General features: G+C 62.2%; 22 protein-coding genes. 7 read left to right on the forward strand and 15 right to left on the reverse strand.

The window, feature by feature from the left end:
- The first annotated feature begins 162 nt into the window (after nucleotides 1-162).
- The gene (gene rpoH, locus B5526_RS12460; RefSeq protein WP_079538452.1) at nucleotides 163-1,062 is read left to right on the forward strand and encodes an RNA polymerase sigma factor RpoH; all 900 of its coding nucleotides are present in this window, start codon (nucleotides 163-165) and stop codon (nucleotides 1,060-1,062) included.
- 84 nt (nucleotides 1,063-1,146) lie between these two features.
- Here the strand turns inward: rpoH and B5526_RS12465 are convergent, their stop codons facing one another.
- The gene (locus B5526_RS12465) at nucleotides 1,147-2,451 is read right to left on the reverse strand and encodes a sensor histidine kinase (RefSeq protein ID WP_079538453.1); all 1,305 of its coding nucleotides are present in this window, start codon (nucleotides 2,449-2,451) and stop codon (nucleotides 1,147-1,149) included.
- The gene (locus B5526_RS12470) at nucleotides 2,448-3,110 is read right to left on the reverse strand and encodes a response regulator transcription factor (protein ID WP_079538454.1); all 663 of its coding nucleotides are present in this window, start codon (nucleotides 3,108-3,110) and stop codon (nucleotides 2,448-2,450) included. The genes B5526_RS12465 and B5526_RS12470 overlap by 4 nt, the downstream gene beginning before the upstream one ends.
- A 247-nt stretch (nucleotides 3,111-3,357) precedes the next feature.
- On the opposite strand from B5526_RS12470, the gene B5526_RS12475 reads away from it, so the two are divergent.
- Together B5526_RS12475 and B5526_RS12480 are read left to right on the forward strand one after the other, a co-directional pair.
- On the forward strand, nucleotides 3,358-4,158 hold the full coding sequence (locus B5526_RS12475; protein WP_197688433.1) for a COG4705 family protein: 801 nt from the start codon (nucleotides 3,358-3,360) through the stop codon (nucleotides 4,156-4,158).
- A gap of 69 nt (nucleotides 4,159-4,227) precedes the next feature.
- A complete protein-coding gene (locus B5526_RS12480) occupies nucleotides 4,228-4,623 on the forward strand; it encodes a histidine kinase (protein WP_079544950.1) in 396 nt (131 codons plus the stop codon).
- Between the two features lie 10 nt (nucleotides 4,624-4,633).
- Here B5526_RS12480 and B5526_RS12485 read toward each other — a convergent pair whose 3' ends face one another.
- The gene (locus B5526_RS12485; protein ID WP_244562280.1) at nucleotides 4,634-5,131 is read right to left on the reverse strand and encodes a hypothetical protein; all 498 of its coding nucleotides are present in this window, start codon (nucleotides 5,129-5,131) and stop codon (nucleotides 4,634-4,636) included.
- 121 nt (nucleotides 5,132-5,252) lie between these two features.
- Between B5526_RS12485 and B5526_RS12490 the strand changes: the two genes are divergently transcribed.
- Nucleotides 5,253-5,609, forward strand: a complete 357-nt coding sequence (locus tag B5526_RS12490) for a hypothetical protein (RefSeq protein WP_079538456.1) — start codon at nucleotides 5,253-5,255, stop codon at nucleotides 5,607-5,609.
- Between the two features lie 109 nt (nucleotides 5,610-5,718).
- Here B5526_RS12490 and B5526_RS12495 read toward each other — a convergent pair whose 3' ends face one another.
- The 3 genes from B5526_RS12495 to B5526_RS12505 all read right to left on the reverse strand — a co-directional run bounded on the left by B5526_RS12495 (nucleotide 5,719) and on the right by B5526_RS12505 (nucleotide 8,933).
- On the reverse strand, nucleotides 5,719-6,342 hold the full coding sequence (locus B5526_RS12495) for a peptidoglycan recognition protein family protein (protein ID WP_079538457.1): 624 nt from the start codon (nucleotides 6,340-6,342) through the stop codon (nucleotides 5,719-5,721).
- Nucleotides 6,343-6,362: 20 nt separating this feature from the next.
- Nucleotides 6,363-7,583: a GGDEF domain-containing protein gene (locus B5526_RS12500; RefSeq protein WP_079538458.1), complete on the reverse strand. Its 1,221-nt coding sequence runs from the start codon at nucleotides 7,581-7,583 to the stop codon at nucleotides 6,363-6,365.
- A gap of 738 nt (nucleotides 7,584-8,321) precedes the next feature.
- Nucleotides 8,322-8,933: a LysE family translocator gene (locus tag B5526_RS12505; protein ID WP_079538459.1), complete on the reverse strand. Its 612-nt coding sequence runs from the start codon at nucleotides 8,931-8,933 to the stop codon at nucleotides 8,322-8,324.
- Nucleotides 8,934-9,064: 131 nt separating this feature from the next.
- Between B5526_RS12505 and B5526_RS12510 the strand changes: the two genes are divergently transcribed.
- Nucleotides 9,065-9,907: an SDR family NAD(P)-dependent oxidoreductase gene (locus B5526_RS12510; protein WP_079538460.1), complete on the forward strand. Its 843-nt coding sequence runs from the start codon at nucleotides 9,065-9,067 to the stop codon at nucleotides 9,905-9,907.
- 112 nt (nucleotides 9,908-10,019) lie between these two features.
- Here B5526_RS12510 and B5526_RS12515 read toward each other — a convergent pair whose 3' ends face one another.
- Nucleotides 10,020-10,784, reverse strand: a complete 765-nt coding sequence (locus B5526_RS12515; RefSeq protein ID WP_154071281.1) for a hypothetical protein — start codon at nucleotides 10,782-10,784, stop codon at nucleotides 10,020-10,022.
- Nucleotides 10,785-11,868: 1,084 nt separating this feature from the next.
- On the reverse strand, nucleotides 11,869-12,693 hold the full coding sequence (locus tag B5526_RS12525; protein WP_079538463.1) for a lytic murein transglycosylase: 825 nt from the start codon (nucleotides 12,691-12,693) through the stop codon (nucleotides 11,869-11,871).
- Between the two features lie 670 nt (nucleotides 12,694-13,363).
- On the opposite strand from B5526_RS12525, the gene B5526_RS12530 reads away from it, so the two are divergent.
- Nucleotides 13,364-13,618 carry a hypothetical protein gene (locus B5526_RS12530; protein WP_079538464.1) on the forward strand — a complete coding sequence of 85 codons (255 nt, stop codon included), beginning with the start codon at nucleotides 13,364-13,366 and terminating at the stop codon, nucleotides 13,616-13,618.
- A complete protein-coding gene (locus B5526_RS37655) occupies nucleotides 13,615-14,442 on the forward strand; it encodes a DUF5677 domain-containing protein (RefSeq protein WP_154071282.1) in 828 nt (275 codons plus the stop codon). The genes B5526_RS12530 and B5526_RS37655 overlap by 4 nt, the downstream gene beginning before the upstream one ends.
- Here the strand turns inward: B5526_RS37655 and B5526_RS12535 are convergent.
- From B5526_RS12535 to B5526_RS12565, 7 genes are all read right to left on the reverse strand, one after another.
- Complete coding sequence (locus B5526_RS12535) at nucleotides 14,439-14,756, reverse strand: DUF2442 domain-containing protein (protein ID WP_079538465.1); 318 nt, start codon at nucleotides 14,754-14,756, stop codon at nucleotides 14,439-14,441. The genes B5526_RS37655 and B5526_RS12535 overlap by 4 nt on opposite strands.
- Nucleotides 14,757-15,166: 410 nt before the next feature.
- Nucleotides 15,167-17,329: an RNA polymerase sigma factor RpoD gene (gene rpoD, locus B5526_RS12540; RefSeq protein ID WP_079538466.1), complete on the reverse strand. Its 2,163-nt coding sequence runs from the start codon at nucleotides 17,327-17,329 to the stop codon at nucleotides 15,167-15,169.
- Between the two features lie 352 nt (nucleotides 17,330-17,681).
- Nucleotides 17,682-19,694: a DNA primase gene (dnaG, locus tag B5526_RS12545; RefSeq protein ID WP_079538467.1), complete on the reverse strand. Its 2,013-nt coding sequence runs from the start codon at nucleotides 19,692-19,694 to the stop codon at nucleotides 17,682-17,684.
- 246 nt (nucleotides 19,695-19,940) lie between these two features.
- A protein-coding gene (locus B5526_RS12550) for an IS3 family transposase (protein ID WP_244562063.1) occupies nucleotides 19,941-21,118 on the reverse strand; the annotation gives its coding sequence in 2 pieces (ribosomal slippage) (nucleotides 19,941-20,821 and nucleotides 20,821-21,118; 1,179 coding nt in all).
- A 583-nt stretch (nucleotides 21,119-21,701) separates the two neighbouring features.
- Nucleotides 21,702-22,100: a gamma-glutamylcyclotransferase family protein gene (locus B5526_RS12555; protein WP_079538468.1), complete on the reverse strand. Its 399-nt coding sequence runs from the start codon at nucleotides 22,098-22,100 to the stop codon at nucleotides 21,702-21,704.
- A 188-nt stretch (nucleotides 22,101-22,288) separates the two neighbouring features.
- Nucleotides 22,289-23,101 carry a transglutaminase-like domain-containing protein gene (locus B5526_RS12560; protein WP_079538469.1) on the reverse strand — a complete coding sequence of 271 codons (813 nt, stop codon included), beginning with the start codon at nucleotides 23,099-23,101 and terminating at the stop codon, nucleotides 22,289-22,291.
- 2 nt (nucleotides 23,102-23,103) lie between these two features.
- The gene (locus B5526_RS12565) at nucleotides 23,104-24,000 is read right to left on the reverse strand and encodes a transglutaminase family protein (RefSeq protein ID WP_079538470.1); all 897 of its coding nucleotides are present in this window, start codon (nucleotides 23,998-24,000) and stop codon (nucleotides 23,104-23,106) included.
- Nucleotides 24,001-24,074: the final 74 nt, after the last annotated feature.

A 24,074-nucleotide genomic window follows, 5' to 3' on the forward strand; every position in this document is an offset into this window, starting at 1 on the left:
GTGACGTGACCCCCGCGATCCTTCCAAAAGCACCCCGGAATAGTGTATGTTGCACGTGCGTTGAATATCCAACGCGGAACATCGCAGAACGACTGGCTTTAACACAGCGGCCGTCTGCCGGGCCCGCCGCTATCGGGGGCCTGAACCACTGGAGGGCGCTAAATGGCCCGTACAGCTACACTGCCGGTACTCAATGGAGAATCCGGCCTTTCCCGATACCTCGCCGAGATCCGCAAGTTCCCGATGCTGGAACCCCAGCAGGAATACATGTTCGCCAAACGCTGGCGCGAGCATGACGATCGCGACGCGGCACATCACCTTGTCACCAGCCATCTTCGGCTCGTGGCCAAGATCGCCATGGGCTATCGCGGCTACGGATTGCCGATCTCCGAGGTCGTCTCGGAGGGCAATGTCGGCCTGATGCAGGCGGTGAAGCGATTCGAGCCCGACAAGGGCTTCCGTCTCGCCACCTACGCCATGTGGTGGATCAAGGCGTCAATACAAGAGTACATCCTGCGTTCCTGGTCGCTCGTGAAAATGGGCACCACCGCGAACCAGAAGAAGCTGTTCTTCAACCTGCGCAAGGCGAAGAGCAAGATCTCCGCGCTGGACGAGGGCGATCTGCGCCCCGACCAGGTGAAGCTGATTGCCAAGCGCCTCGGCGTGACGGATCAGGACGTGATCGACATGAACCGCCGGCTCGGCGGCGATGCCTCGCTCAACGCACCGATCCGCGACGACGGCGAGGCAGGCGAATGGCAGGACTGGCTGGTCGATACCTCGCCCAACCAGGAAGCCATCATGGCCGAGAGCGAGGAGTTCGATCATCGCCGCGAGGCGCTGACCGGAGCCATCAACGTGCTCAACCCCAGGGAACGCCGCATCTTCGAGGCACGGCGCCTGGCGGAAGAGCCGATGACGCTCGAAGACCTCGCCGCCGAGTTCGGCGTGTCGCGCGAGCGCGTGCGGCAGATCGAGGTTCGCGCTTTTGAGAAAGTGCAGTCGGCCGTCAAGGGCACGATCGCCAAGCAGGAAGCCGCCGCCCTGGAAGCCGCGCACTAACTGTTGTGGCGTAAGGCGATGCGTGAAAAAAGCCGGCGGCAACGCCGGCTTTTTTGTTGGGCGCAAAACGGACTGTCGTCCCCGCTATGAACCCTGCTCCACCAGCGGAAAAGAAACCGTCGCCCGCAGGCCGGATTTCGGCACGTTCTCGAGCGTCACGCTTCCATTGAGCCGCTCGACAATGCGCTTGACGATGGAGAGGCCAAGACCGGTGCCCTCCTCGGTCGGCCGGCTGCCGCGAACGAAGGGTTCGAACACCCGCTCCAGATCGCATGGCGGAATGCCCGGGCCGGTATCGTCGATTTGCAGGATGACTTTCGCGCCTTCGCGATAGACGCCGATATCGACCCGGCCGCCTTGCCGCGTATGGCGGAGCGCGTTGTCCAGCAAATTCTGGATCACCGAGGTGAGCATCGCCGCTTCGCCCTTGACCGCTGCCGGCTCGATGATCTCGAACCCGAGGTCGACGCCGCGGTCTGACGCGGTGGCTATGAAATCCGCGACCACCTCTTTGGCGCAGCGATCAAGCGAGGTGACGGGAGCCTCCGGCATGCGGTCCATGTCGGACCGCGCCAGCGCGAGCAATTGCTCCAGCAGGTGCGCGGTTCTGCGGGCGCCGCTTTTGAGCGCGGTCAGCCTGTCACGGCTGTCCGGCGGCAGTTCGGTCTGACTGAGGTTTTCGGCCTGCAGGCTGATCGCGGTGATCGGGGTACGAAGTTCGTGCGCGGCGTCGGCAACGAAACGCCGCTGCTGCTCCATCATCGCATGGATTCGTTCGAGCAGCCGGTTGATCGAGGCAATGAACGGATGCAGTTCGAGGGGAGTGCCTTCAAGCGACAGCTTTCCGAGATCGTCCGAGCGCCGGGCGTCCAGCTGCCCCGCGAGTTTTATCATCGGGCGCAGCGATTGCCACACCACGATGGCGATCACCAGCATCAGGCAGGGCGCCAGCGCCAAGAAGGGCAGGATGGTATGAAAGGCACTGTCGCGGGCGATCTCGTCACGGATCGCGGTAGTCTGGCCGATGACAAACCGGCTGCCGTCCGGCCGCGTCCGCAGCAGGATCCGCCACGGCTGGTTGTCCCGGGAGACGATGTGCAGGCCGTCTTTAAGGGTCCAGAGCGAGCGCGCGTCGGTCGAACCGCTCGGCCGGTCGCCCAGTTCCTCGACAAAAACCCGCGCTTCCGCATCGACGCCGGCGTTGATCGGCGCATCGCTCGGCAACCTCGTATTGAGCGCGATGGCGCCGATCTGGTGAAGGATCGTGTCCTGCGTCTCGATCGCTTCATCGAAGGCCCAGCGAAAGCCGACAAGGCCGGCGCCGAGGCCGGTCGAGACGATCAGGAGCGCAAGTCCGATGAAGAGGCGCCCACGAAGGGAATATGTCATGAGGGACGGTCCACCATCCAGCCGACGCCGCGGACGTTGCGGATCGCAGGCGCCCCGAGCTTCTTCCGGATCGTATGGATCAGGAATTCGATCGCGTTGCTCTCGACCTCTTCGTTCCACCCGTAGATCTGACGTTCGAGGTCGGCGCGCGAGAGAATGGCACCGGGGCGAACCAGCAGCGCCTGCAGAACCGCGAATTCGCGCGCGGTCAAGAGCGAGGTCTCGCCGAGGAAGCTGGCTTCCCTGGTCGCGGGATCGAGGCTTATCTTTCCGTTGCTGAGCAGCGATGACGAACCGCTGCCCGGGCGCCGCAGCACCGCGCGCATCCGCGCCAATAGCTCGCGTATCTCGAAGGGTTTTGCCAGGTAATCGTCGGCCCCGAGATCGAGGCCGTCGATGCGGTCGTTGATGCCGTCGCGCGCGGTCACGATGATCACTGGAAGCTGACGGCCGCTCTGGCGGAGCCGGCGCAACACATCCTGGCCGTCGGTCCCGGGCAGGCCGAGATCGAGCAGCATCACGTCGTAGCTTTCGACTTCCGCGGCTTCGATCGCGGTTTGGCCGTCGGTGACCCAGTCGACGGCATAGGCCGCATCCTTCAGCGCCTGCGCCACCGCCGCCCCGACCATGCGGTCATCCTCGACGAGCAGAACGCGCATTGTTTGTCCTGTTGTGAGCCCCGGCCTTCACGCCGCAATCCCCCCAAAATTGTCCAAACCTGCATTCCTTCTGCCGAAACTTAGGGCCGACTTAGCGAGCGTCCCACCGGCGAGGAGCGGCGCTGCGGCAAACGCGGGACGGAGAAAATATCTCATTCTAAGTCGCACCTAAGTGAGCACCGGCAGGGTTTTCGCAAATGACAGCCTCCAGAGCTGCCCCGGTCTGTCCTCAAATGCGAGCCAAATCATGATGTATGCGAGCGATCCTGCGAACCGCCACGCCGCCGCCATGCTCAACAAGGTCCCGGAGGTCACGGTTGCGTTCTGGGTCATCAAGATCATGTCGACCACCGTGGGTGAGACCGGCGCGGATTATCTGGCCGTGCACGTCGGACTGGGGACCGCGGTCACCAGCGCCATCACCGTCTCGCTGCTATCAGCGGCGTTGCTGCTGCAATTGGGCAAGCAGCGCTACGTGCCCTGGATCTATTGGCTGACGGTGGTGCTGGTCAGCATCGTCGGCACCCAGATCACCGATGCGCTGACCGACAAACTCGGCATCAGTCTTTATACCAGCACCGCCGTATTCGCGGTGGCGTTGGCCACAACGTTTGCGGTCTGGTACCGCACCGAACGCACGCTCTCGATCCACACCATCGTCACCACCCGGCGCGAGCTGTTCTACTGGGCCGCCATTCTCTTCACGTTTGCGCTCGGCACCGCCGCGGGGGACCTCGCGACGGAAGAACTCAGCCTCGGTTTCAATGTCGGTGTCCTGGCGTTTGGCGCCCTGATCGGCGCGATCGCGGCCGCCTACTATCTTGGGGCAAACGCGGTCCTGACGTTCTGGCTGGCTTATATCCTGACCAGGCCGCTCGGGGCCTCGCTCGGCGATCTGTTGTCCCAGGCGCGCGCCTATGGCGGCCTCGGGCTCGGCACCGTCTACACCAGCGTCGCCTTCCTCGCCGTCATCGTCACGCTGGTCGCCGCGATCAGTTTTGCCGAGCGGCGTGCGCAGTCGCACCAGGGCGCCGGCGGAACGCGGTGATGCGAACCCGCCGATTTCACAGGGCGCTTGCGCGAGACGCGCGAGCTTAAACAGCAACGGAGAAACGTGATGAGAAAACCAGGACTCGTTCTTGCCCTGATGGCAGCGGCCGCGCTTGCGGGATCCGCCTCGGTCCAGCCATGGATCGCCGGCGCAATGATAACTCCCGCTGAGGCCGCAATGTCCTCGAAACTCGGCGACCTCTCGCCCTTCCGCACCATTGTCACCGACACCGCCGCGCTGGTCGACAAGGGCGATCTCGCCGGCGCCAAGGCGCGGATCAAGGACCTCGAAACCTCGTGGGACGAGGCTGAGGCCGGGCTGAAGCCGAGGGCGGCCGCCGAATGGCACAAGGTCGACAAGGCGATCGACCGGGCGCTAGAGGCCTTGCGCGCCAGCACCCCGAACGCCGCCACTTGCAAGCAGTCGCTCAGCGATCTGCTCGCGGTGATGGATGGCGCCTGAGCCCGCCCGCTCAGTAATACGCCCTGAGATATTCCGCGAGGCTGTCGGGCTCGTTGAGCGTGTTCAGCCACACCGGCTCGCCGTTCAACAGCGCGCCGGCCTGGGTCTTGTAATCGGGCGCGACATTGTCGGCCTGCGGCAGCGGCTGGCTCAGAATATCGCGGTAGTTGTCGTAGGCTTGTTTCGTGCCGATAAAGATGCAGACGCAATGCTGCGGCTCGGCGTAGAGGTAACGCAAATCGTCGCCGACCTTGTGCACCACGAAGCGATGCGCCGGCAGCGCGCGCAGCGCCTTCTGCCCGGCCGGGTCGTTGGCGAGTTGAACGCGAAAGCCGGCCGAGGACAGATAAAAGCTGTTCTTTTCCAAAAACGGCTTGCTCGGCGTCTCCAGGGCTATGAGGAGCGAGGTGCACAACAACAGCACGATGGCCGGAAACACGCCCAAGGCGCCGGCGCCGCGGACGCAAACTGGCCGCCATAGTGCCGGTCGGACCAATGATGCTGACATGATGAATACCTCCTGCCGCCGCGAAGGCTATAATGGCGCAGGCGGCGCGCCAAGATGGCTTGAACCGGCAGGCCGGGTCAGCCGACCAAGACAGGCAAGGCGTTCGCTTTGAGGGCCGGCCATGCCAATCACGCTGCAATCGACCGTCGGCGGGTTTTCCGCCGAATTCATGCGCAAGCTGCCGCGACTCGAGCAGGTCATGATCGCGCATGGACTTGAGCCATCCGAGTTCGTGATCTCGAAAGACCGCGCCACGCCGCCGTCAGTGCCGTTTATCGGGCCGTTTTTCTACGCCTATACGGTGTTCGTCGGCGACGAGAGTTTTACGGTGACCGAGCCGAACGACATCCGCTTCCTGGATTATTTCGTAAAGCGCTGCATCGCCGAGGACGAGGACGAAGGGGCGCCGCAAGAGCAGCCGCCCCGGCCGCCCGGCCTGATCAACCGCTTCTTCCGCTGGATGGAGCGGCCGATCTAAGCGGACATCGTCATTCCGGGGCATCGCGAAGGCGATGAACCCGGAATCCCGAGGAGATGACGCGAGATTCCGGGTTCGCGCTGACGCGCGCCCCGGAATGACGATTCCCCTATTCCCCCCATTCTCTAGCCAGCGTCGCCAGCGCGCAGCCTTCACAATAGCGGGCGTCCTTGTAGTCGATCCAGTTATGCGCATAGACGTGATCGAGCGGAATGCCGTAACGCGCTCGCAGCACCTTTACCAGCACCCGCCACGCCGCGACCTGCGCCTCGGTGGCGCCTCGCGTAACGTCGGGATAATTGCCGGCGAATTCCACCCCGATGGAATTGTTGCCGACCACCTGATGGAAAGTCGGTGCGTTGTCGATGTACTTGTTGTCGTTGCGGTTGCCGCCATCGCCATGGGTCGGAATGAGCGTCTCCGCCACCGCCCAATACACCGTGCCGTCGGTTTCGACCCAGACCATGACGCCGCGCCGGGTCGGATTCTTGGATTGCTCGGCGGCCCCGCCCCGCGCCGAGCCGGCCGGCCCTTCGGTCTGGTGCACGATGATGTTTTTCCACGGATGGGCTTTTGCGAAATCGCCCCAGGGCGCCAGCCAGACCATTTTCAGGCCCGGAATTTCGGGCGTGCCTGAGCTGCGCGCGATCGCGGCAAGGTCGGGCGTCTGCGCGGAGGCCGCGGCGGAGATCGCGACGGCGCAGAGCACGGTCATCAGGAGGCGGAGGTTCATGGCGTAAGCGTCTAGCACGCTCACGCCTGTTTGCGCAGCGCCAGCGCCGGCATCCCCCCATCCGCCGGCACCAAGGGCGGCGCTGGGTCATAGAGGGCATAGCGGTTCCTGCCCTCTTTCTTGGCGGCGTAAAGCGCATGGTCGGCGGCGGCGATCAGCCGGTCCGGAAACTGGCCAATCTCGCGCGTCCATTGCGCAACGCCGATCGAGACCGCGATCGGCACATCAGCTCCGACACATTGTTCGGCGTCGCGGCGGCACACTTCCAGCACACGGCGGGCGATGATCGCGCCCTCGCGCAGCGTCGAGGACGGCAGCATGATACAGAACTCGTCGCCTCCGGTGCGCGCCAGCATGTCGCTGGGCCGCAGCCGCGTTTGCGCCATCAGAGTGAAATGCTGCAGGCAGGCATCGCCTGCGGCGTGGCCATGGGTGTCGTTGATTGTCTTGAAGCCGTCGAGATCGATCACCAAGAGCGAGAACGGCTCGCCGCTGCGCTCGGACCTGGCGCATTCCTCGGTCAGGCGCTGCAACAGATGGCGGCGGTTGCCGACGCCGGTGAGATCGTCGAGCAGCGCCAGATCGGCGACCTCGTTGCGCAGCCGGTCGATCGCCATCAAGAGGAAGCCGAAATTCAACGTCATCGACAGGAACATCAGCGCCAGCAACATCACCCATTGCGCCGGATTGGACTGGATGAAGGAGAACTCGACGCCGACATGGAGCAGGCTCCCCCCGGCGCGGAGGACATAAAGGGCGATGATGAAGATGGCGACAATGCCGGCGAGCCGGGCACCGGGGTTTCTGCGCCCGTCCTGCTGCGACAGCAATAGCTTCAGCGTCAGCGCGAGCGGCAGCGCCTCGGCCAGCGAATAGATGAGAATCCGCATCTGCATGCTGTCGTAAGCGAAGATGAAGAAGGTCAGGCCGGCGCAGCTCAATCCCGTGAGCAGCGCGGTGGCGCGCCACGATGTCGGTTGGTCGTAGAACCGCTTGATCCCCATCGCGGCCAGGCAGGCGGCGAAAATCAGTACGGTGCCGCCGGCCAGCAGCGGCAGCAGCGAATCCACGGCAAAGCGCAGCATCGCCAACGTCGCGCCGGTGGCCGCGGCGAACGCCGAGCCGGTCCAGAATCGTGCGGCCTTCAAGTTGGGGTAGCTGCGCGCGACATAGGCCCAGATCAGGCCTAGCGCCAGAAAATTGATGATAGACACCGTCCACAGCGTCGGAACGCTTAGCATTACCCATGCAGAGCGCGTCTGGCCCTGCCTCCCCTGTTCTTAAACGGTCCACCCATGACCATTCCCGTCCTGCTACGGGTAAAAATGCAGCCGCGCCGCTTAACGGACTCTCACCGCCGCGAAGCAATCCGCGCCTTGGTTTTGATTCAATGAAGATCGGCGCCAGCACGCGCATTTGTTCCGGATCGACGCAGAATGCGCCGCCGCATTGTCGCGATGTTAACCCTGCCGGAGCGGCGCGACGGTCGCCGTCGCGCGATTTTTTGCGGCGCGAGGCGCATCGAAGGCGGAAAAACACGCTAAAAACGCATAACAGCTGTGGATAACGCAATGACAGCGGCGTGACAGTGCGGGGCAGCAGCCTGCGAATCTGTTGGGATTGCATTTGAGGATGTTGCGAGGCTGGCCCTCCGCCGAGCATGCCTCGTGTCGCGTTTCCATCCATTAAACCTTGAGAGGATACTATGGCTAAGAAAGCGAAGAAGGCGAAGAAGGCGAAGAAGGCCAAGAAGTCGAAGAAGAAGTAACGTTCAAGCCCGGGTGGAGCCTCGCTCCGCCCGGGCACCCGGCGCGATCGGACACTTTTCAGCAAACAGCGGGCCCGGAGGCTCGCTTTTTCATTCCGCCCCCTCCCCGTCATTGCGAGGAGCAAAGCGACGAAGCAATCCACTCTTCCTTGCGGCGCCAAAGCTGGATTGCTTCGCTTCGCTCGCAATGACGGCTCTGAAGGGGACAGGGTCACCGCTCCGCGAACGCCAGCCTTGCGCCCAGCGCCGCGAAGGCGCCGGCGAAGCCGCGGCGCAGCCACTTCATCACCTTCGGCCGGGTCACGATGCGGTCGCGGACTTTGGCCGCGAACAAGCCGTAAACCACAAACACCGCCAGCGTCATCGCCATGAACGCCCCGCTCAATTCCAGCATCCGCAGCAGCGGATGGCCGTCGTCCACGGCGATGAATTGCGGCAGGAACGCCAGGAAGAAGATCGATAGCTTCGGGTTGAGGATATTGATCAAGAACCCGGTGACGATCACCCGCCGGTCCGACCGGGCGTCGACGCGCGCATCGACCGCGAGCGCGCCCTGCTCGCGCAAGGTCTGCCAGGCCATATACAATAGATAAACCACCCCGCAATATTTCAGCACTGAGAACGCCAAGGCGCTGGTGTGCATGACCGCGGCAAGCCCAAGCATGGCGGCTAGCATATGCGGGACGATCCCGAGCGTGCAGCCGAAGGCCGCCGCGATGCTGGCCCGCGATCCCTTGGTCAGCGCCGCTGCCAGCGTATAGAGCACGCCGGTGCCGGGGGAGATGATCACGATCAGCGAGGTCAGAAGGAAGGACAGCGACATGGCTCTTGCCCATATCACGGCGCCGGTGGCCGCGGAAGCGCGGGGTTCTGCGGCCGCATCCGGTTGCCAAAGGCTGTCGGCCGTATAAGGGTTGCGGCGCAAAACTTTTCCCCCGATGGAGCTGACATCAGATGACTGCGATCCGTGGATCCGCCGCCGCCGTGACCGGTGCGGCCAGTGGCATCGGCCGGGCGCTGGCGCTCGAACTCGCCGCGCGCGGCTGCGATCTGGCGCTGGCGGATCGGGACGAGGCGGGCCTGGAGGCGGTCGCGGCTGAGATCGCAAAAACCCCATCGCGAAAAGTCAGCGTGCACCGCGTCGATGTCGGCGTGCCCCAGGAGATCGAAGCGTTCGCGCAAGCCGCGACATCGGCCCATCCCGGCCTCAACATCCTCGTCAACAATGCCGGCGTCGCCCTGCTCGGCCAGTTCAACGAGATCGACCAGGCCCAGATGGACTGGCTGATGAACATCAATTTCTGGGGCGTGGTGCATGCGACCCGCGCCTTCCTGCCGCATCTTTCGCGCCAACGCGAAGCCCATATCGTCAATCTCTCCTCTATCTTCGGCATCGTCGCGCCGCCGGGGCAGACCGCGTATGCGGCGGCGAAATTCGCGGTGCGCGGCTTTTCGGAAAGCCTGCGCCACGAATTGCAGACGGCGGCGAGCCCGGTGCGGCTTTCCGTGGTGCATCCCGGTGGTGTCTCCACCAACATCGTCCGCAACTCCCGCGCAGGTACAGGCGTCACCGACAATGCGCGCCGGGCGGAAAGCATCGAGCGGTTCGATGCGGTGGCAAAAACCACGCCCACAGCCGCTGCGCTCCGCATCATCGCCGGCATCGAAAAAAACGCGCCGCGTATCCTGATCGGCAACGACGCCCGCTTCATGGACCTGTTGCAGCGTCTTCGGCCCGGCACCTATTGGTCGGTGCTGGGGCGCATCATCGAGAAGGCGACGAAGGCGGGGAAGTGACCTCTGGTCATTCCGGGGCGATGCAAAGCATCGAACTACGATGTGCAGTTGCACATCGGAGAATCTCGAGATTCCGGGTCTGGTCCTTCGGACCATCCCGGAATGACGGGAGTTATGTCGACGGACCTGTCGTCTCATGCAGCGCTTCACTCAACATAAGGGCCCCCGTCGCCGCCAGCAGCAGGCATGCGGCTGAAAAAATCACCGGCGCGCGCAGCGATGAAAGGCCGTTCAGGCCGCCCAGCATCGTTCCCCAGCTCGGTTTTGGCGGCATCGTCCCGAGGCCGATCGCATCCAGCGCGCTCAGCGACAGCATCGCCCATGCAAACAGTTTTGCGGCCAATGCGGCAAATGGCGTCGCTGGCCGCGTATGGGCGACCGCAACCGCGAAGGGCAGTCCGAGCGCGATGATGCAGGTGAGCGGACCGGGGCCGAAAACCGCGACCGCCGCGATCGCGGCGAGAAATCCGGGCAGCGACAATACCGCGCTCAGCGCCGCCATCGTGACATTGCCCCCACGCGAGGGGCCGAGCAAAAATCCCGGCACGATGAAGCAAATTCGCGCCAGCGCCACGATCGCGATGCCTAGCCTCGGAAATGCGCGCCGCGCCCGGTCAAGCAGCAGGCCGGCGCAGAGCGCGACGGCGACCACCGCAAGCGTCTCGCTGATCGTCGTTGTCGCCCCGGCAAGCAGCCGGCTCAGCGTATCGCGGCCGAGTTCGTCACGGCCGAGCCAATGCGCCATGTCGGGGCCGGCGAAGCGCGCGGCGAGGCTGATGCGCAGATAAGCCTCCGGCGCCAGCATCGCGCCGGCGACCGCCATCGCCGATGCCAGCACTGGGATCGCGCCGCCTGTTATCGATCTGGGTGAGATCACGATCCGCTGCTATTGGTGCTGACGGGCGCTGCGATGAAGCTCGAATTCATAACCATGATAGCGCGCTTCTATTCCGGGCACATGTGTGTACGATATGGAAATGATTGTCATACCCCGCCACCGGGTCGGCGCAACGCGCCGTCCGATGACAGGCTCCGGCGGGGTATCCAGTACGCTCTCTCCGTCATTGCGAGCCACCGGGTCGGAGCAACGCGCCGCCCGATGACAGGCTCCGCGAAGCAATCCATCGCGCCGCAAGGAAGTAAGCTGGATTGCTTCGTCGCGTTGCTCCTCGCAATGACGTGGAGGGGCCGTGACAGAGTCTCGCGATCTCGCCGCGCCTTGCGCCCGAGTTTTGCTTTGATTCCTGCCCCTGAATGATCAGAGGGCGCAGGGAATGCCGGGCGCCCGATGCGCCCGATAGCCGCGTGTGCAGAGGTAGTGGTAGAAAGCACACGCGTTAGTCAGGTCACACCGGTTACACCCAGCATTCCCCGCGCAATGGTTTACGGCTTATTTCGTGCTCTCCCCGGCGACCGGGCTTTCTTGCCACCGTCGCTAAGCGGATTGCTCCGCCAAACTTGACGCCAGCGTCGGGGCGTCAGGACCACACGTCTTCGCCGTCCGCAAGTCAGCGCTCTCGTCTTTAGCACCGCCCGCGTCCACCGCATCCCGCCCCGCGTCCGTGACGATCGCGAACCGCCCCTCTGTGGGACGGGACGGCAGAGGATATACAATTGATTTGGGTCTTCTGAAAATCAGAATATTTTTTCGAAAGGGGCTGGACAGGAAATTTACTGATTTGCCCGTCGGGCAATTTCTGACCGCGGCACACGATTTTGAGTTCGTCATTGCGAGGAGCGTAGCGACAAAGCAATCCAGCTTTCTGTTTCTCGGCGCCAAAGCTGGATTGCTTCGTCGCTGCGCTCCTCGCAATGACGTGGAGAGGTTCGCGCGACCCGTTGGTTTGCAATGACGGGAAACTTCAACGGTCGTCATTCCGGGGCAGCCTGCAGGGCTGAACCCGGAATCTCGAGATTCCGGGTTCAGCCCTGCGGGCTGCCCCGGAATGACGGAGGAAAAATCACCGCCCCACCAATTGATCCGCAAAATACGCGATCGTCTTGCGATAGATCGTGGCGTGATTCCATTCGCGCATTGCCTCGAAATTCGCAGTCCCCTCGCCATAGGGCGCGCCCATCTTGAAACCGTTGGTGTGCAGCAGATTGGCGGTGGAGGCGAGCACGTCGGCGGCGCTGTGGCGCAGATCGACGCGGCCGTCGCCGTCAAAATCGACGCCGTATTTGATGTAGGACGACGGCAGAAACTGCGTCTGGCCGATTTCGCCGGCGAAAGCGCCGATCATATCCCGCAACGGCAGATCGCCGCGCTGCACGATCTTCAAGGCGGCGAGCAATTCGCCCTGAAACAACTCGGTGCGGCGGCAATCATGCGCGAGCGTGGCAAGCGTGCGGATGACCGGCAATTTGCCCATGTCGCCCTTGCCGAAATCGGTTTCCAATCCCCAGATCGCGACAAGGATCTGCCGCGGCACGCCGAACTTCCCCTCGATGCTCGACAGCAGCGCCGCGTGGCGCTGCAGCATCGCCCGCCCGCCATTGATGCGCCCGGCGCCGACCCGGGTCGAGACATATTGCTCGAACGATTTGTTGAAGGTGTAACGCTGGCGGCGATCGAAATTCAAAACCGCCATATCCTCGCTCACGCCGGAAAGCGCCGAGCCGATCACGCCTTGCGAGATGCCCGCCGCCTGCGCATCCGCGGAAATGCTTGAGACGAACGAGCCGAAATCGCCGCCACAGCGGGCGGCGTGGGAGGGGGTGGAGAGGAGGAGGGCGCAGAGGAGGACGGTGAGGCGGAGGGGGAACGAGAGGCGCGGGAGGGTCATGGCGAAGCGGTCCCTTTGCGGAGAGCGTGAAATGTTGGCTAAGTCCTAACACCTTCCTCGTCATTCTTCGAGCGCAGCTACGAATGCTAAAAATATGCGGCGCACCTAGTCGATGAAATATACACTCGAGCCAGCTGCCAACGAGTCGCTTCCCCGTCTTTGCGCTCAATAGGAGAATAGGCCAAGGATGAAAAATCGTCGAAGGGTTCTCTCAGATCACAAACAACAGGGGAAAGTCCTCGTTCCACCGTTTACCCATATGCTAGGGCCATTGCATGAGGTCTCCTGGATCAGGACAATCCTTCCCGAACTTCTTTGGATCGCATTGATCCACAACTTACACGGTGACCGACGGGCTGTCGAAATAATTACCGCACTCTCAAGGTTGGCACGTAGTATCAAACCCAACTCAGCCAGCAAGTGGTTTGCGGTAGCAAGTCAATATGCTTCGCTATCGACGGGGGATTACGCACAGTTGAGGCTCGAACTTCAACGGCAGCAAATGCTCACTGACATATTAGACCCACTGGAGCCCTTAATAAGTTGGTATCCGGAATGCCCTCTTGCGCCCCTCTATCCAAAGCCGCCTCGGCGTTCTTTGCACAGGAGTGCCTTAGTTCCACTTAAGGAAGTCATTTCTTCTTTGTACCGGCGTTCAGAGCGCGGACCGATGATGGTTCAGGCAACGGCAGTTTGGTTGGCCTTCGACGCGGATATATTAAAAGTTACTGCGGATTTGAGTTTGGCCCGATTTCCTGAGATCCAAGACTACCCTGACACTGAAATATCTCAAAAAATTGGCGCCAGTATCAGAGGCGGACTCAACATGTTCTTCGGCTCTCAAATCCACTACGCAAATGCGCCATGGCCAGACTATTTCTGGAATCGCGGTTTGGCGATCGAACCTTGTGAACTCAATCGATGAAAGGAAAGGCACTCCAGACAAAGCTTCAAGATGTCGTCGACGCATTCGCTCGGCGGGCCCAAGACGAACTTGAATACCGGCTGAAAAAATGGCCTGCCGATCTCAGTCAAAACGAAGTCCACGAAGTGATTGGTGCGCTTCTAGCGAGGCAAGTTACACTCGCTGTTCAACTTGCGTCTTCCTTTTCTAGCTGGAATGGTCACGTAGGTCCGCTGTTCCTTCGCACGATGGCCGATGTTTACATTAATATTGCTTGGGTGCTTTGTGATCCGGATGATCGAGCAAAGAAATTCATCCTGTACGGCCTTGGCCAAGCAAAGCTTGAGCTCGAACATCGGCGAGCCGATCTTGCAACAAGGGAAGCAAAACGCGGTGAAATTGAACGTAACCAAATTCAGGAGGATTGGATCAATCGACAACGGGCGACATTTCTTACAGATGTAAATCTCGGAAGCTGGTCAGGGATATCGACCAGGACTATGGCGGATGAAGCGGGCTGCTTGGATTTCTATAATTACGTTTACACCCCATTCAGCTCATGCACTCACTCAACGTGGTACCATGTGGCGAGGTATAATCTTATCCCCTGCAATAACCCGCTTCATAGGTATCATTCGGTACCGGCGATCATCGACATACCGCTCGATCCGCATTATCTGCATCTAGCCGCCCGATATTTGCAAAAGACGTTGGCGAAGTTTGATGAGGTATTTGGTAAATTTACCAGACGGAAATCAGCACTTGACGTTCTTACGGATGGTTTGGCCAAGCTAGAACGAGAAGCAGCGAAACCATCGAGGCGTCGGCGGTCTAAGCGCGCTTAGCCGGGGCCATCCCTAAAAGTAATGCGACGGGCGACGACTTGGGCTGCCCTAGCCCCAGGATTTCGCTCAAGCATATTGGCCGCCTCGATTTCGCGACGCAGCCAATCGGGACACATATCGAAACCGTTCGGCCAGGTCGGCGCGCCATCCTCAAGGAAGATGCGTGCGAAATACGCGGGATCGCGCAAAGGCTCCCCCATCGGACCGCTCTGCGCGACCAACACGGAGAAATCGTGCTCGCCCGCCGTTCCGTCGCTGAACGTGGCGTGCAGGTGATAGCCGCCGAGACATTTGAGTTTGGTGACCTCGATCATCGTCGAGTCCTGCGGAGAGAGCCCCCACCCCAGCCCTCCCCCGCAAGAGCGGGAGAGGGAGCGCGCTTCCATTACCTCCAGCGATCATCCAGGGCGTATAATCAGGATGGATCTGATTCGCGGGAGGCTCAAATGTGGCTAGTTATGTACGGACGCGGCCGCTCGTTGCGCGCGGCCACAAGCAGGAGTGGCGGAGTTTCTTCGGTTAAATCGTTCGCTGATAAAGCAAGTGCCGACGCCTTTTATCAGAAGTGCAGAAATGAAGGCCTTCGTGTGAGCGAGCCCTGCAAGATCGACCGCCCATAAGTTGTAAATGTGCGTTTAAACAAAAACGGCAGGCTTTTCGCCCGCCGCTTTGTTTCGATGGATGCCCGAGTCGAGCCCGGGCATGACAGTCAATATTGACTGCATCAATTATCCAAAAAGCTCCGCAGCTTCCTTGACCTTGACGGATGCTTCAGCTTCCTCAGCGCCTTCGCCTCGATCTGGCGGATACGCTCTCTCGTCACCGAGAACTGCTGGCCGACTTCTTCGAGCGTGTGGTCGGTGTTCATGCCGATGCCAAAGCGCATGCGGAGCACGCGTTCTTCGCGGGGGGTGAGCGAGGCCAAGACGCGCGTGGTGGTTTCGCGGAGGTTGCTCTGGATCGCGGCATCGATGGGAAGGATCGCGTTCTTGTCCTCGATGAAATCGCCGAGATGGGAGTCTTCCTCGTCGCCCACCGGCGTCTCAAGCGACAGCGGTTCTTTGGCGATCTTCAGAACCTTGCGCACTTTTTCGAGCGGCATGCCGAGCTTTTCGGCGAGTTCTTCCGGCGTCGGTTCGCGGCCGATTTCGTTCAGCATCTGGCGCGAGGTGCGCACGATCTTGTTGATGGTTTCGATCATGTGCACGGGAATGCGGATGGTGCGGGCCTGGTCCGCAATGCTTCGCGTGATCGCCTGCCGGATCCACCAGGTCGCATAGGTCGAGAATTTGTAGCCACGGCGGTATTCGAATTTGTCGACCGCCTTCATGAGACCAATGTTGCCTTCCTGGATCAGGTCGAGGAACTGCAGGCCGCGGTTGGTGTATTTTTTCGCGATCGAGATCACGAGCCGCAGATTCGCCTCGACCATTTCCTTCTTGGCCTGGCGCGCCTCGCGCTCGCCCTTCTGCACGCCGTGCACGATCTTGCGGAATTCGCCGATCTCAAGCCCGGTCAGGGCCGCCAGCGACTGGATCTCGTGGCGCAGTTCCTTGATGCGGTCCTTTTCGTGATGGACGAAATTCTTCCAGCCTTTGGCGGACAATTTCGAGACGCGGTTGAGCCAGCGCGGGTCGAGCTCCGAACCCTGATAGTTGCGCAAGAAGTCTTCGCGGGCGACGCCGTGGCTGTCGCCCAAACGAAGCAAGCGTCCCTCGAACGAGACCAGCTTCTTGTTGATGTCGTAGAGCTGCTCGACCAGCGAATCGATGCGCGCTTGATTGAGCCGCAGCGATTTTACCTCGACGATGATCTCGTCCTTTAATTTCTTGTATTTGCGTTCCTGCGCCGGCGACAGCGTCTCGTTCTGCAATTGGTTGGAGATGTCCTGCTCTTGAAGACGCCGCAGCTTCTTGTAGTTGTCGGCGATCTTGTCGAAGGTTTCCACCACCTTCGGCTTCAGCTCGGCTTCGATCGCGGCCAGCGACATCTGGTTTTCGAACTCGTCGTCATCCATGTCGCCTTCGGCGGCGGCTTCGGCCGGGTCCTTCTCCTCGCCTTCACCCTCGGTGGCACCGGGAGCAGCGGCGCGGAACGGGGTCGGCGACGGAGGAGCAGCCGGGGGCGCTGCGGCAGCGGGCATCGCCGCCTCACCATTGCCGTTGCCGTTGCCATTGCCGTTGCCGTTGGCGGCCGCGAGCGGCTGGCCGTCGGGGCCGAGCGGGGCAGCGAGCAGCGGGTTCATGTTGTTCTTGGCGTCGGGGCCGGCATAGGTGGCCTCGAGATCGATGATGTCGCGAAGGAAGATCTTTCCTTCGTTGAGCTCGTCGCGCCAGATGATGATGGCCTGGAAGGTCAGCGGGCTTTCGCAGAGGCCCGCGATCATCGCCTCGCGGCCGGCCTCGATGCGTTTTGCGATCGCGATTTCGCCCTCGCGCGAGAGCAATTCCACCGTGCCCATCTCGCGCAGATACATGCGGACAGGATCGTCGGTGCGCTCGCCGGGCTCGGACTTCTTGACTTCGGTGACGGCCTTTTGGGTGACCTCGACCAGTTCGTTGTCGGTCTCGTCCTCGGCCTCTTCCTTGGTCTCTTCCTCGCTGTCGGCGTCCTCGGCCTCGGAGACGTTGATGCCCATGTCCGAGAGCATCGACATGATGTCTTCGATCTGTTCAGGGGACGTCGTGTCGGAGGGCAAGACTTCGTTGAGTTGATCGAAGGTCACGAAGCCGCGCTTCTTGGCCTGCTTGATCATCTTCTTGACGGCCGCATCGGACAGGTCGAGCAACGGCGAGGGGGCTTCGGCTGAATCCTTCTCAGGCGCGTCGGCTGCCTTGTCGTCTTTTTCCTTGTCCTTTACCTGCAGCGTCTTTGCCTTGCTGGCCATTCATTGCTCCTCAAACGCGCGTCATGCAGGAAACGTTGCCGCGCCCGCTTTCAAACTCTAGACTTACCTACGACGCGCAAAGGGCGGCGCAAACCGTCGCCACCCCCAAATTGCGCTTGTCGATTTCGAACCCTTAACCCGCCGCGTATTCCGAAAAAGTGTTACCGGTTTTTCGATCGGAATACGCGCCAGATTATTTCTGACGCATTTTCTGACGGCGAACCGGCGGCCACTTCGCCTGAAAATGCTATGGATACCCTTAAGCTTCGCTTAACCCTGTTTTTGCAGCCAAACCATGGATTTGGCGAGTCATTTCGGGGGCCCTAGCGCTCCCGTCCGCATGATTTTTTAATCAAACGCTCCGTTGGAACCGTCCCGAAGACTCCCCAAAACCCTCGATCAGGGCCTCGGTGCCGTCCACTTCCGCCAGCCTCGCCTTGACATCGCGCAGCCACGCCAAATTTGCCTCGCTGGCTTCCTCGCCCAGGGCCAGCTCGGCATCCTTCAATTCCCTAAGTAATGAGTGCCATTGGCGATGCAAGGAGACGAGCTGATGCCAGGTGGAAAGAACGTCATCGCGGGCGGCGCCGGGGCCTGCGCCCCACACCGCCGGGGTCGTGATTATCAGCTCAACCCTTTGAAGTAGTTGTGAAAAACCGCCCGCTGCGAGGTCGGCCCGCATCTTCTCGGCTTGTTCCGATGGTTCCGGAGAGTGGTGATGGTCTTTCGCGAAGGCGGCGATGATGCCGGCGCGCAGTTTGTTGGCCTCCGGGTGAGCCATTTCCAGTGCCGCCACCTCCTCGAGATGGTCGTGCAGCAACCAAGGATGATTGATCAGGGATTGCAGGATCAGGGCCTCGCGGCGGGAGATCGCGCTGCGCTGGCCGCGCATGATCGGGCTCAGCGCAAGCTGCGGGCTCGCCGCCTGATAGGGCCCGGGGCTGAGAGCGGGGCTGCCGCCGCCGCCCTGCCCGCGGCCAAACCGGCCTGCCGCGCCCGGCTTGAACGGGCCGCGCGGGGCAAAGCGCCGGCCTGATTCGCCACTGAGACTGCCGCCACGGTAACCACCTTTGCCGTAACCACCTTGCGAGGTTTCGGGTGCGAAGGTGCGCAGCAAGCGCTCGGCGAGATGCTGGCGATAATAGCGCCGCACCACTTCATCGCGGATGCCATTGGTAAGTTCGCCGATCCGCGCCTCCAGCGCCGCGCGCCGCTCGGGCGTCGCAAAAGTGCCGGCCTCGATCTCGCGCGACCAGATGATGTCGGCGAGCCCGCGCGCGGCGGAAATCACCTCCTCGATCGCACCGCGCCCACCGGAGCGGGCGAGATCGTCGGGGTCCTGCCCTTCGGGCAACAATGCAAAACGAAGACTCTTTCCGGGCTTGAGATGCGGCAGCGCCAGATCGGCCGCGCGCCAGGCGGCCTTCTGCCCGGCCTTGTCGCCGTCGAAGCACAGGATCGGCTCATCCGCCATCTTCCACAACAGTGACAGCTGGTTTTCGGTGAGCGCCGTGCCGAGCGGGGCGACGCTTGCGGCAAAACCGGCGCCGACCATGGCGATGACGTCGACATAGCCTTCGACCACCACCAGCGCGCTGCCGTTATGCGCGGCCTGCCGCGCGGGCGCCAAGTTGTAGAGATTGTCGCCCTTGTGAAACAGCGGGGTTTCCGGCGAGTTCAGATATTTGGCCGGCGCATCCTTTTCCAGCGCGCGGCCGCCGAAGGCGATCACGCGGCCGCGCAAGTCCGTGATCGGAAACATCACGCGATCCCGGAAGCGATCATAGGGCACCGGGATGTCGTCGCCTGAAACCAGGAGGCCGGCTTCGACCATGTCCTCGACCGGAATGCCCTGCGCGCCCAGATATTCCTTCAACGCAAAACGCTCGCCCGGGGCATAGCCGATGCGGAACTGCACCTGGACGGAAGGCGAGATCGCGCGGTCGCCGAGATAGCCGCGCGCCTTGGCGCCATTGCGCGAGGCCAGCGTATCGGCGAAGAACTTTGCCGCGAGCTCCATCACGTCATGCAGCGTTTTGCGGCGCTGTTCTTGCCGCGCGGCGTCAGGGGTCGCGGCGGGCAGCGCTACGCCGGCCATCGCAGCGAGCCGCTCGACGGCCTCAGTAAAACCGACGCCCTCGGTCTCCATCAGGAAGGAGATGATGTCGCCATGCTTGCCGGAGGAGAAGTCGTGATAAAATCCCTTCTGGTCGTTAACCGTGAACGACGGCGATTTTTCCTGCTGGAACGGCGACAGCCCCTTCCACTCTTTTCCCGCCTTCTTCAATTTCACGCGGCGGCCCACGACTTCGGAGACCGGAAGCCGGGCACGCAGCTCATCAAGGAATTGGGGCGTGAAGCGCATGTTTGGGATTCTGGGTGAGTCGGGGGACGATGCCAACCGATCATCGATATAGGGACGGCGGGGTAAAATACGAAGATTGTGGGCCTTCTCGCCGCTATTCACAGGGGGCCGCTTCACACGCCGCGCTCGCCCCATCGCCCCCTCTCCCGCTCTTCGCGGGGGAGGGTTGGGGTGGGGGACTCTCCGCGGTCACGGTGCTCGACGTAACCCAACGCCTGTGATCTTCCCCCGAAAAAATGGACAGGGTTAAGCTGCTTTTAGCTCCATCTCGATCGGGCTGATGTAGCCGATGGCCGAGTGACGCCGAGTTCGATTGTAGAAGCCTTCAATGTAGGCAAAGATATCGCGTTTGGCTTCTGCTCGTGTTGCATATTGCCGGTGATGAACGAGCTCGGTTTTGAGCGTGTGGAAGAAGCTCTCCATCGGGGCATTGTCGTAGCAGTCGCCCTTGCGGCTCATCGAGGCCCGGAAGCCGGCGGACTGCATCACCTTGCGGTAGTCCGCCGAGGCATATTGAACGCCCCGATCGGAATGGTGGATCAGGCCGGCGCCAGGCCGCTGCGCCGAGATGGCCATCTTCAATGCTACCAACGGCAGGTCGGCGCGCAAATGATTCTCCATCGCCCAGCCCACGATCCTGCGGCTGTAGAGGTCCAAGATGGTGGCCAGATAGAGCCAGCCCTGATCGGTCTCGACATAGGTGATGTCGGCGAGCCAGATCCGGTTCGGCGCGGCGGCGGTGAAGTTGCGGTCGAGCAGGTTCGGGGCGATCGGGAGGTCGTGGCGGCTGTCGGTGGTCCGCACCCGGCTTCGCCGCGCCATGATGGCCCTGATACCGTGATGGCGCATCAATCGCTCAATGCGACCGCGGCTCGCCCCGCGGCCCTGCGCCTTCAGCTCGACATGGATGCGCGGGCTGCCATAGCGTCCGCAGGTATCGCGATGGACCCGCCTGATGTCGTCAATGAGGTGACGATTGGCGGCGGATCGCCGGCTCTCCGGGCGGGAGCGCCAGGCATAATAGCCGGCCGGCGAGACCCCGAGCACGTCGCACAGGATCGTCACCGGGTAATCGGCGCGGCGATCTTCGATGAAGCGGAATCTCATGTCCGCGTTCCAGCAAAGATCGCGATCGACTTTTTTAAAATGTCGCGCTCCATGCGCAGCCGCTCGTTCTCTCGCTGCAAACGAGCGATCTCTGCCGCGTGGTCCGCCGACGGCAGCGTCGCCTGCGTTGTGGGGCGCCGCGCCGCCGCCGTCGGCTCCCGCCCAGCCCCACGTAGTTCCACCCAGCGCCGCAGCACCGAATCGCGCAGCCCAAGTTCCCTGGCCACCGATCCGATCGATCGGCCGCTCGAAGCCACCAGATCGACCGCTTGCCGCTTGTAGTCGTCCGTAAACGACCGACGTTGACGTCCTTCCATCCGACACCTCCTGGCTCCTTGAGCCTACTACAGGTGTCCATCAATTCGGAGGAGGTTCACTGCAGCCAAATAGCGCTTCTCGACAGTCCCAGCGCGGAGAGAGCCCCCACCCCGGCCCTCCCCCGCGAAGAGCGGGAGAGGGAGTTCGCCGGGCTATTCACAGGGGCCGCTAGCGCCGCGGCCGTCCTCTCTCCCGCTCTTCGCGGGGGAGGGTTGGGGTGGGGGACTCTCCGCGGTCACGGTGCTCGACGTAACCCAACGCCTGCAGCCAAATAGCGCTTCTCGACAGTCCCAGCGCGGAGAGAGCCCCCACCCCGGCCCTCCCCCGCGAAGAGCGGGAGAGGGAGTGAACCGCCGGGCTATTCACAGGGGGCGCTAGCGCCGCGGCCGTCCCCTCTCCCGCTCTTCGCGGGGGAGAGTTAGGGTGGGGGCTCTCTCCGCACTGGGATTGTCGAGAAGCGCGATCTCACTGTGGCCGTGCATTCACGTCGAGCACCGTCGACGCGGAGAGAGCCCCCACCCCGGCCCTCCCCCGCGAAGAGCGGGAGAGGGAGTGAACCGCCGTCGCGTCTAGTCTCTGCGCCTATTCTTCCATAAACCGGCCCGAAGCAATCCGCGGCAGGCCGGTGACGGGCCAGTTGTAGATATAGGTCCACGCTTCGCCCACGGCGCCGTCGTCTGATGTCACCGGCAGCATCTGCCGGATATATTCGGTCGGTTCCGCAAATCCCTCGCCGCAGGCCTCATACATGTCGAGCTCGCGCAGCAAGGCGTCGCGCTCGCGCAGACGAAACACTTCGCCGAACACGATGTCGGCAGGATCGTCCGACAGCACCAGCCCCGGATAATGTTTTATGAGATAAAGCCGGCCCTGGCAGCGCATTTCGCCCAAAAAGTCCGCGTTGGCCGAGAGCAGCTGCGCCATCGGATGATCGAAGCCGCGCATCAGCGTGCCGTAGACGAAGAGATGGTTGGAGGTCATCGACTATCTCACCCCGTCATTGCGAGCGAAGCGAAGCAATCCAGAGCCCCGCAAGCGGAAAGCTGGATTGCTTCGTCGCTTTGCTCCTCGCAATGACGGGGAGAAGCCGGTGCCATCCTCACGTCGTCACCACTTCGTCGCTTTGCTCCTCGCAATGACGGGGTGAGGCCGGTGCCATCCTCACGCAATCACGCCGTCACCACCTCGTCGCTGACGACGACGAATTTTGCAAGGTTCATCCGGCCAAAGCTCGTGGTCAGTGCGACGTCGGCGGCGTCGCGGCCCGTCCCCATCAGGATGCGGCCGATGCGCGGGTGATTGTGGCGGGCGTCGAAAGTGTACCATTGGCCGGACAGATAGACCTCGAACCAGCCGGAAAAATCCATCGGCTCGGGCTCGGGGGGAATGCCGATGTCGCCCATGTAACCCGTGCAATAGCGCGCCGGGATGCCCATGCAGCGGCAGAAGGTCAACGCCAGATGCGCGAAATCGCGGCACACGCCGGTGCGCTGCTCGTAGACGTCATGGGCGGATTTCATGTGGTGGGCGTGCGGGTAACCAAAGGTGACATGATCGTGCACGAAGTCGCAGATCGCCTGCACCCGCGCCCATCCCGGCTTGCTGGTGCCGAACAGCGACCAGGCGATATCGGTGAGCTTGTCGGTTTCGCAATAGCGGCTCGCCATCAGATAGAGCAGCAACTCATCCGGCAATTTGTCGATCGGAAGCTGCTGCGCGCTCGGCGCCACGACATCGGGTAGTCCGCTGTCGCGCACCAGCGCCTTGCAGCGCAAGGTCACGCCGCCGGCGGGCGCCACCAATCTCCCGCAGATATTGCCGAAGCTGTCGCGGTAGAAGCCGATCGGTACGTTCGGCTCGGCGACGATGGTCTCGCTGCCGATGATGTCCTTTTGCCGCGAGGGGTGAATCGAGAGCATGATCACCATCGGCGTCGCCGCCGGCGCCGCGTAAGAAATCTCGAAACCGACCTTGATTTCCATGACTATACCCTTGCTCTTGCCTCTTCGCCGGCAGACACGACGTTGATAGCGACCTCCATGCCGACATAGGCATCGGCCGAACCGAGATAGACGCCGTGCAGCGGGATGGCCTGGCGCGGATCGCGCGCCACCGCGACGCGGATGAGGTCGCGGGTGCCGACAATGCCGTTGGTCGGGTCGAACTCGATCCAGCCCGCGCTCGGCAGATAGACCTGCACCCAGGCATGGGTCGAGCCGCCGCCGACATAGCCGTGCGCGCGATCTCCGGGTATGAACAGATATCCCGACACGAAGCGCGCGGCGATGCCGAGCCGCCGCAGCGCCTCGATCATGAACAGCGCGTAGTCGCGGCAGGTGCCGGATCGCGTCTGCAGCGTATCGAGCGGATGCTGGGTGCCGTGCTCATGGCGCTTGCGGTACATGAACATCTCGCGGATGCCGTAGGTCATGTTGCACAGAATGTTGAAAGTCGGGGTCGGTCCCTGCGCGTCGAGAAAAATCCGCGCCCAGGCCGACAGCTCGCCGTCGGGATCGCTGTATTGCGGCGTGATGAACTGGACGAGATCGGGAAACTCGTCGTCGTCGTAGTGGAACGGATAGAAATACGCCGGATCGTCCGGGGTCAGCGCGAATTCCTCGGCGGGATTGTGCTCGACGGTTGCGGTCGAATTGAACGACAGGCTATCGGCGCGCTCGTCGAAGGTCGCGATCCCTACGCTGTTGCCGAACACGTCGTGGATCCAGCGCAGCGACATCGGCTTCGGCGCGATGACGAGACGGTGCGCATGCACGCGCAGATCATGGCCGTCGCGCGGGCGCAGCATGATACGGTGTTCGCCGAACGCTACCGGGTGGGCGTAGCGGTATTCGGTCTTGTGATGGATCGTGAGCAGCGGCATCGTTGTGCAACAATTATGACTTTATGCGATGTAATCTATACCGATCCCTGCTTATTCCTAAATCGGAATGCCGC

It is taken from the genome of Bradyrhizobium lablabi (assembly GCF_900141755.1).
Taxonomy (GTDB): Bacteria; Pseudomonadota; Alphaproteobacteria; order Rhizobiales; family Xanthobacteraceae; genus Bradyrhizobium; species Bradyrhizobium lablabi_A.

What these genes read in the sequence shown, in the direction of transcription:
- rpoH (WP_079538452.1), top strand. Translation starts at nt 163, where the DNA reads ATGGCCCGTACAGCTACACTGCCGGTACTCAATGGAGAATCCGGCCTT.
- B5526_RS12465 (WP_079538453.1), bottom strand. Translation starts at nt 2,451, where the DNA reads ATGACATATTCCCTTCGTGGGCGCCTCTTCATCGGACTTGCGCTCCTG.
- B5526_RS12470 (WP_079538454.1), bottom strand. Translation starts at nt 3,110, where the DNA reads ATGCGCGTTCTGCTCGTCGAGGATGACCGCATGGTCGGGGCGGCGGTG.
- B5526_RS12475 (WP_197688433.1), top strand. Translation starts at nt 3,358, where the DNA reads ATGATGTATGCGAGCGATCCTGCGAACCGCCACGCCGCCGCCATGCTC.
- B5526_RS12480 (WP_079544950.1), top strand. Translation starts at nt 4,228, where the DNA reads ATGAGAAAACCAGGACTCGTTCTTGCCCTGATGGCAGCGGCCGCGCTT.
- B5526_RS12485 (WP_244562280.1), bottom strand. Translation starts at nt 5,131, where the DNA reads ATGTCAGCATCATTGGTCCGACCGGCACTATGGCGGCCAGTTTGCGTC.
- B5526_RS12490 (WP_079538456.1), top strand. Translation starts at nt 5,253, where the DNA reads ATGCCAATCACGCTGCAATCGACCGTCGGCGGGTTTTCCGCCGAATTC.
- B5526_RS12495 (WP_079538457.1), bottom strand. Translation starts at nt 6,342, where the DNA reads ATGAACCTCCGCCTCCTGATGACCGTGCTCTGCGCCGTCGCGATCTCC.
- B5526_RS12500 (WP_079538458.1), bottom strand. Translation starts at nt 7,583, where the DNA reads ATGCTAAGCGTTCCGACGCTGTGGACGGTGTCTATCATCAATTTTCTG.
- B5526_RS12505 (WP_079538459.1), bottom strand. Translation starts at nt 8,933, where the DNA reads ATGTCGCTGTCCTTCCTTCTGACCTCGCTGATCGTGATCATCTCCCCC.
- B5526_RS12510 (WP_079538460.1), top strand. Translation starts at nt 9,065, where the DNA reads ATGACTGCGATCCGTGGATCCGCCGCCGCCGTGACCGGTGCGGCCAGT.
- B5526_RS12525 (WP_079538463.1), bottom strand. Translation starts at nt 12,693, where the DNA reads ATGACCCTCCCGCGCCTCTCGTTCCCCCTCCGCCTCACCGTCCTCCTC.
- B5526_RS12530 (WP_079538464.1), top strand. Translation starts at nt 13,364, where the DNA reads ATGATGGTTCAGGCAACGGCAGTTTGGTTGGCCTTCGACGCGGATATA.
- B5526_RS37655 (WP_154071282.1), top strand. Translation starts at nt 13,615, where the DNA reads ATGAAAGGAAAGGCACTCCAGACAAAGCTTCAAGATGTCGTCGACGCA.
- B5526_RS12535 (WP_079538465.1), bottom strand. Translation starts at nt 14,756, where the DNA reads ATGATCGAGGTCACCAAACTCAAATGTCTCGGCGGCTATCACCTGCAC.
- rpoD (WP_079538466.1), bottom strand. Translation starts at nt 17,329, where the DNA reads ATGGCCAGCAAGGCAAAGACGCTGCAGGTAAAGGACAAGGAAAAAGAC.
- dnaG (WP_079538467.1), bottom strand. Translation starts at nt 19,694, where the DNA reads ATGCGCTTCACGCCCCAATTCCTTGATGAGCTGCGTGCCCGGCTTCCG.
- B5526_RS12555 (WP_079538468.1), bottom strand. Translation starts at nt 22,100, where the DNA reads ATGACCTCCAACCATCTCTTCGTCTACGGCACGCTGATGCGCGGCTTC.
- B5526_RS12560 (WP_079538469.1), bottom strand. Translation starts at nt 23,101, where the DNA reads ATGGAAATCAAGGTCGGTTTCGAGATTTCTTACGCGGCGCCGGCGGCG.
- B5526_RS12565 (WP_079538470.1), bottom strand. Translation starts at nt 24,000, where the DNA reads ATGCCGCTGCTCACGATCCATCACAAGACCGAATACCGCTACGCCCAC.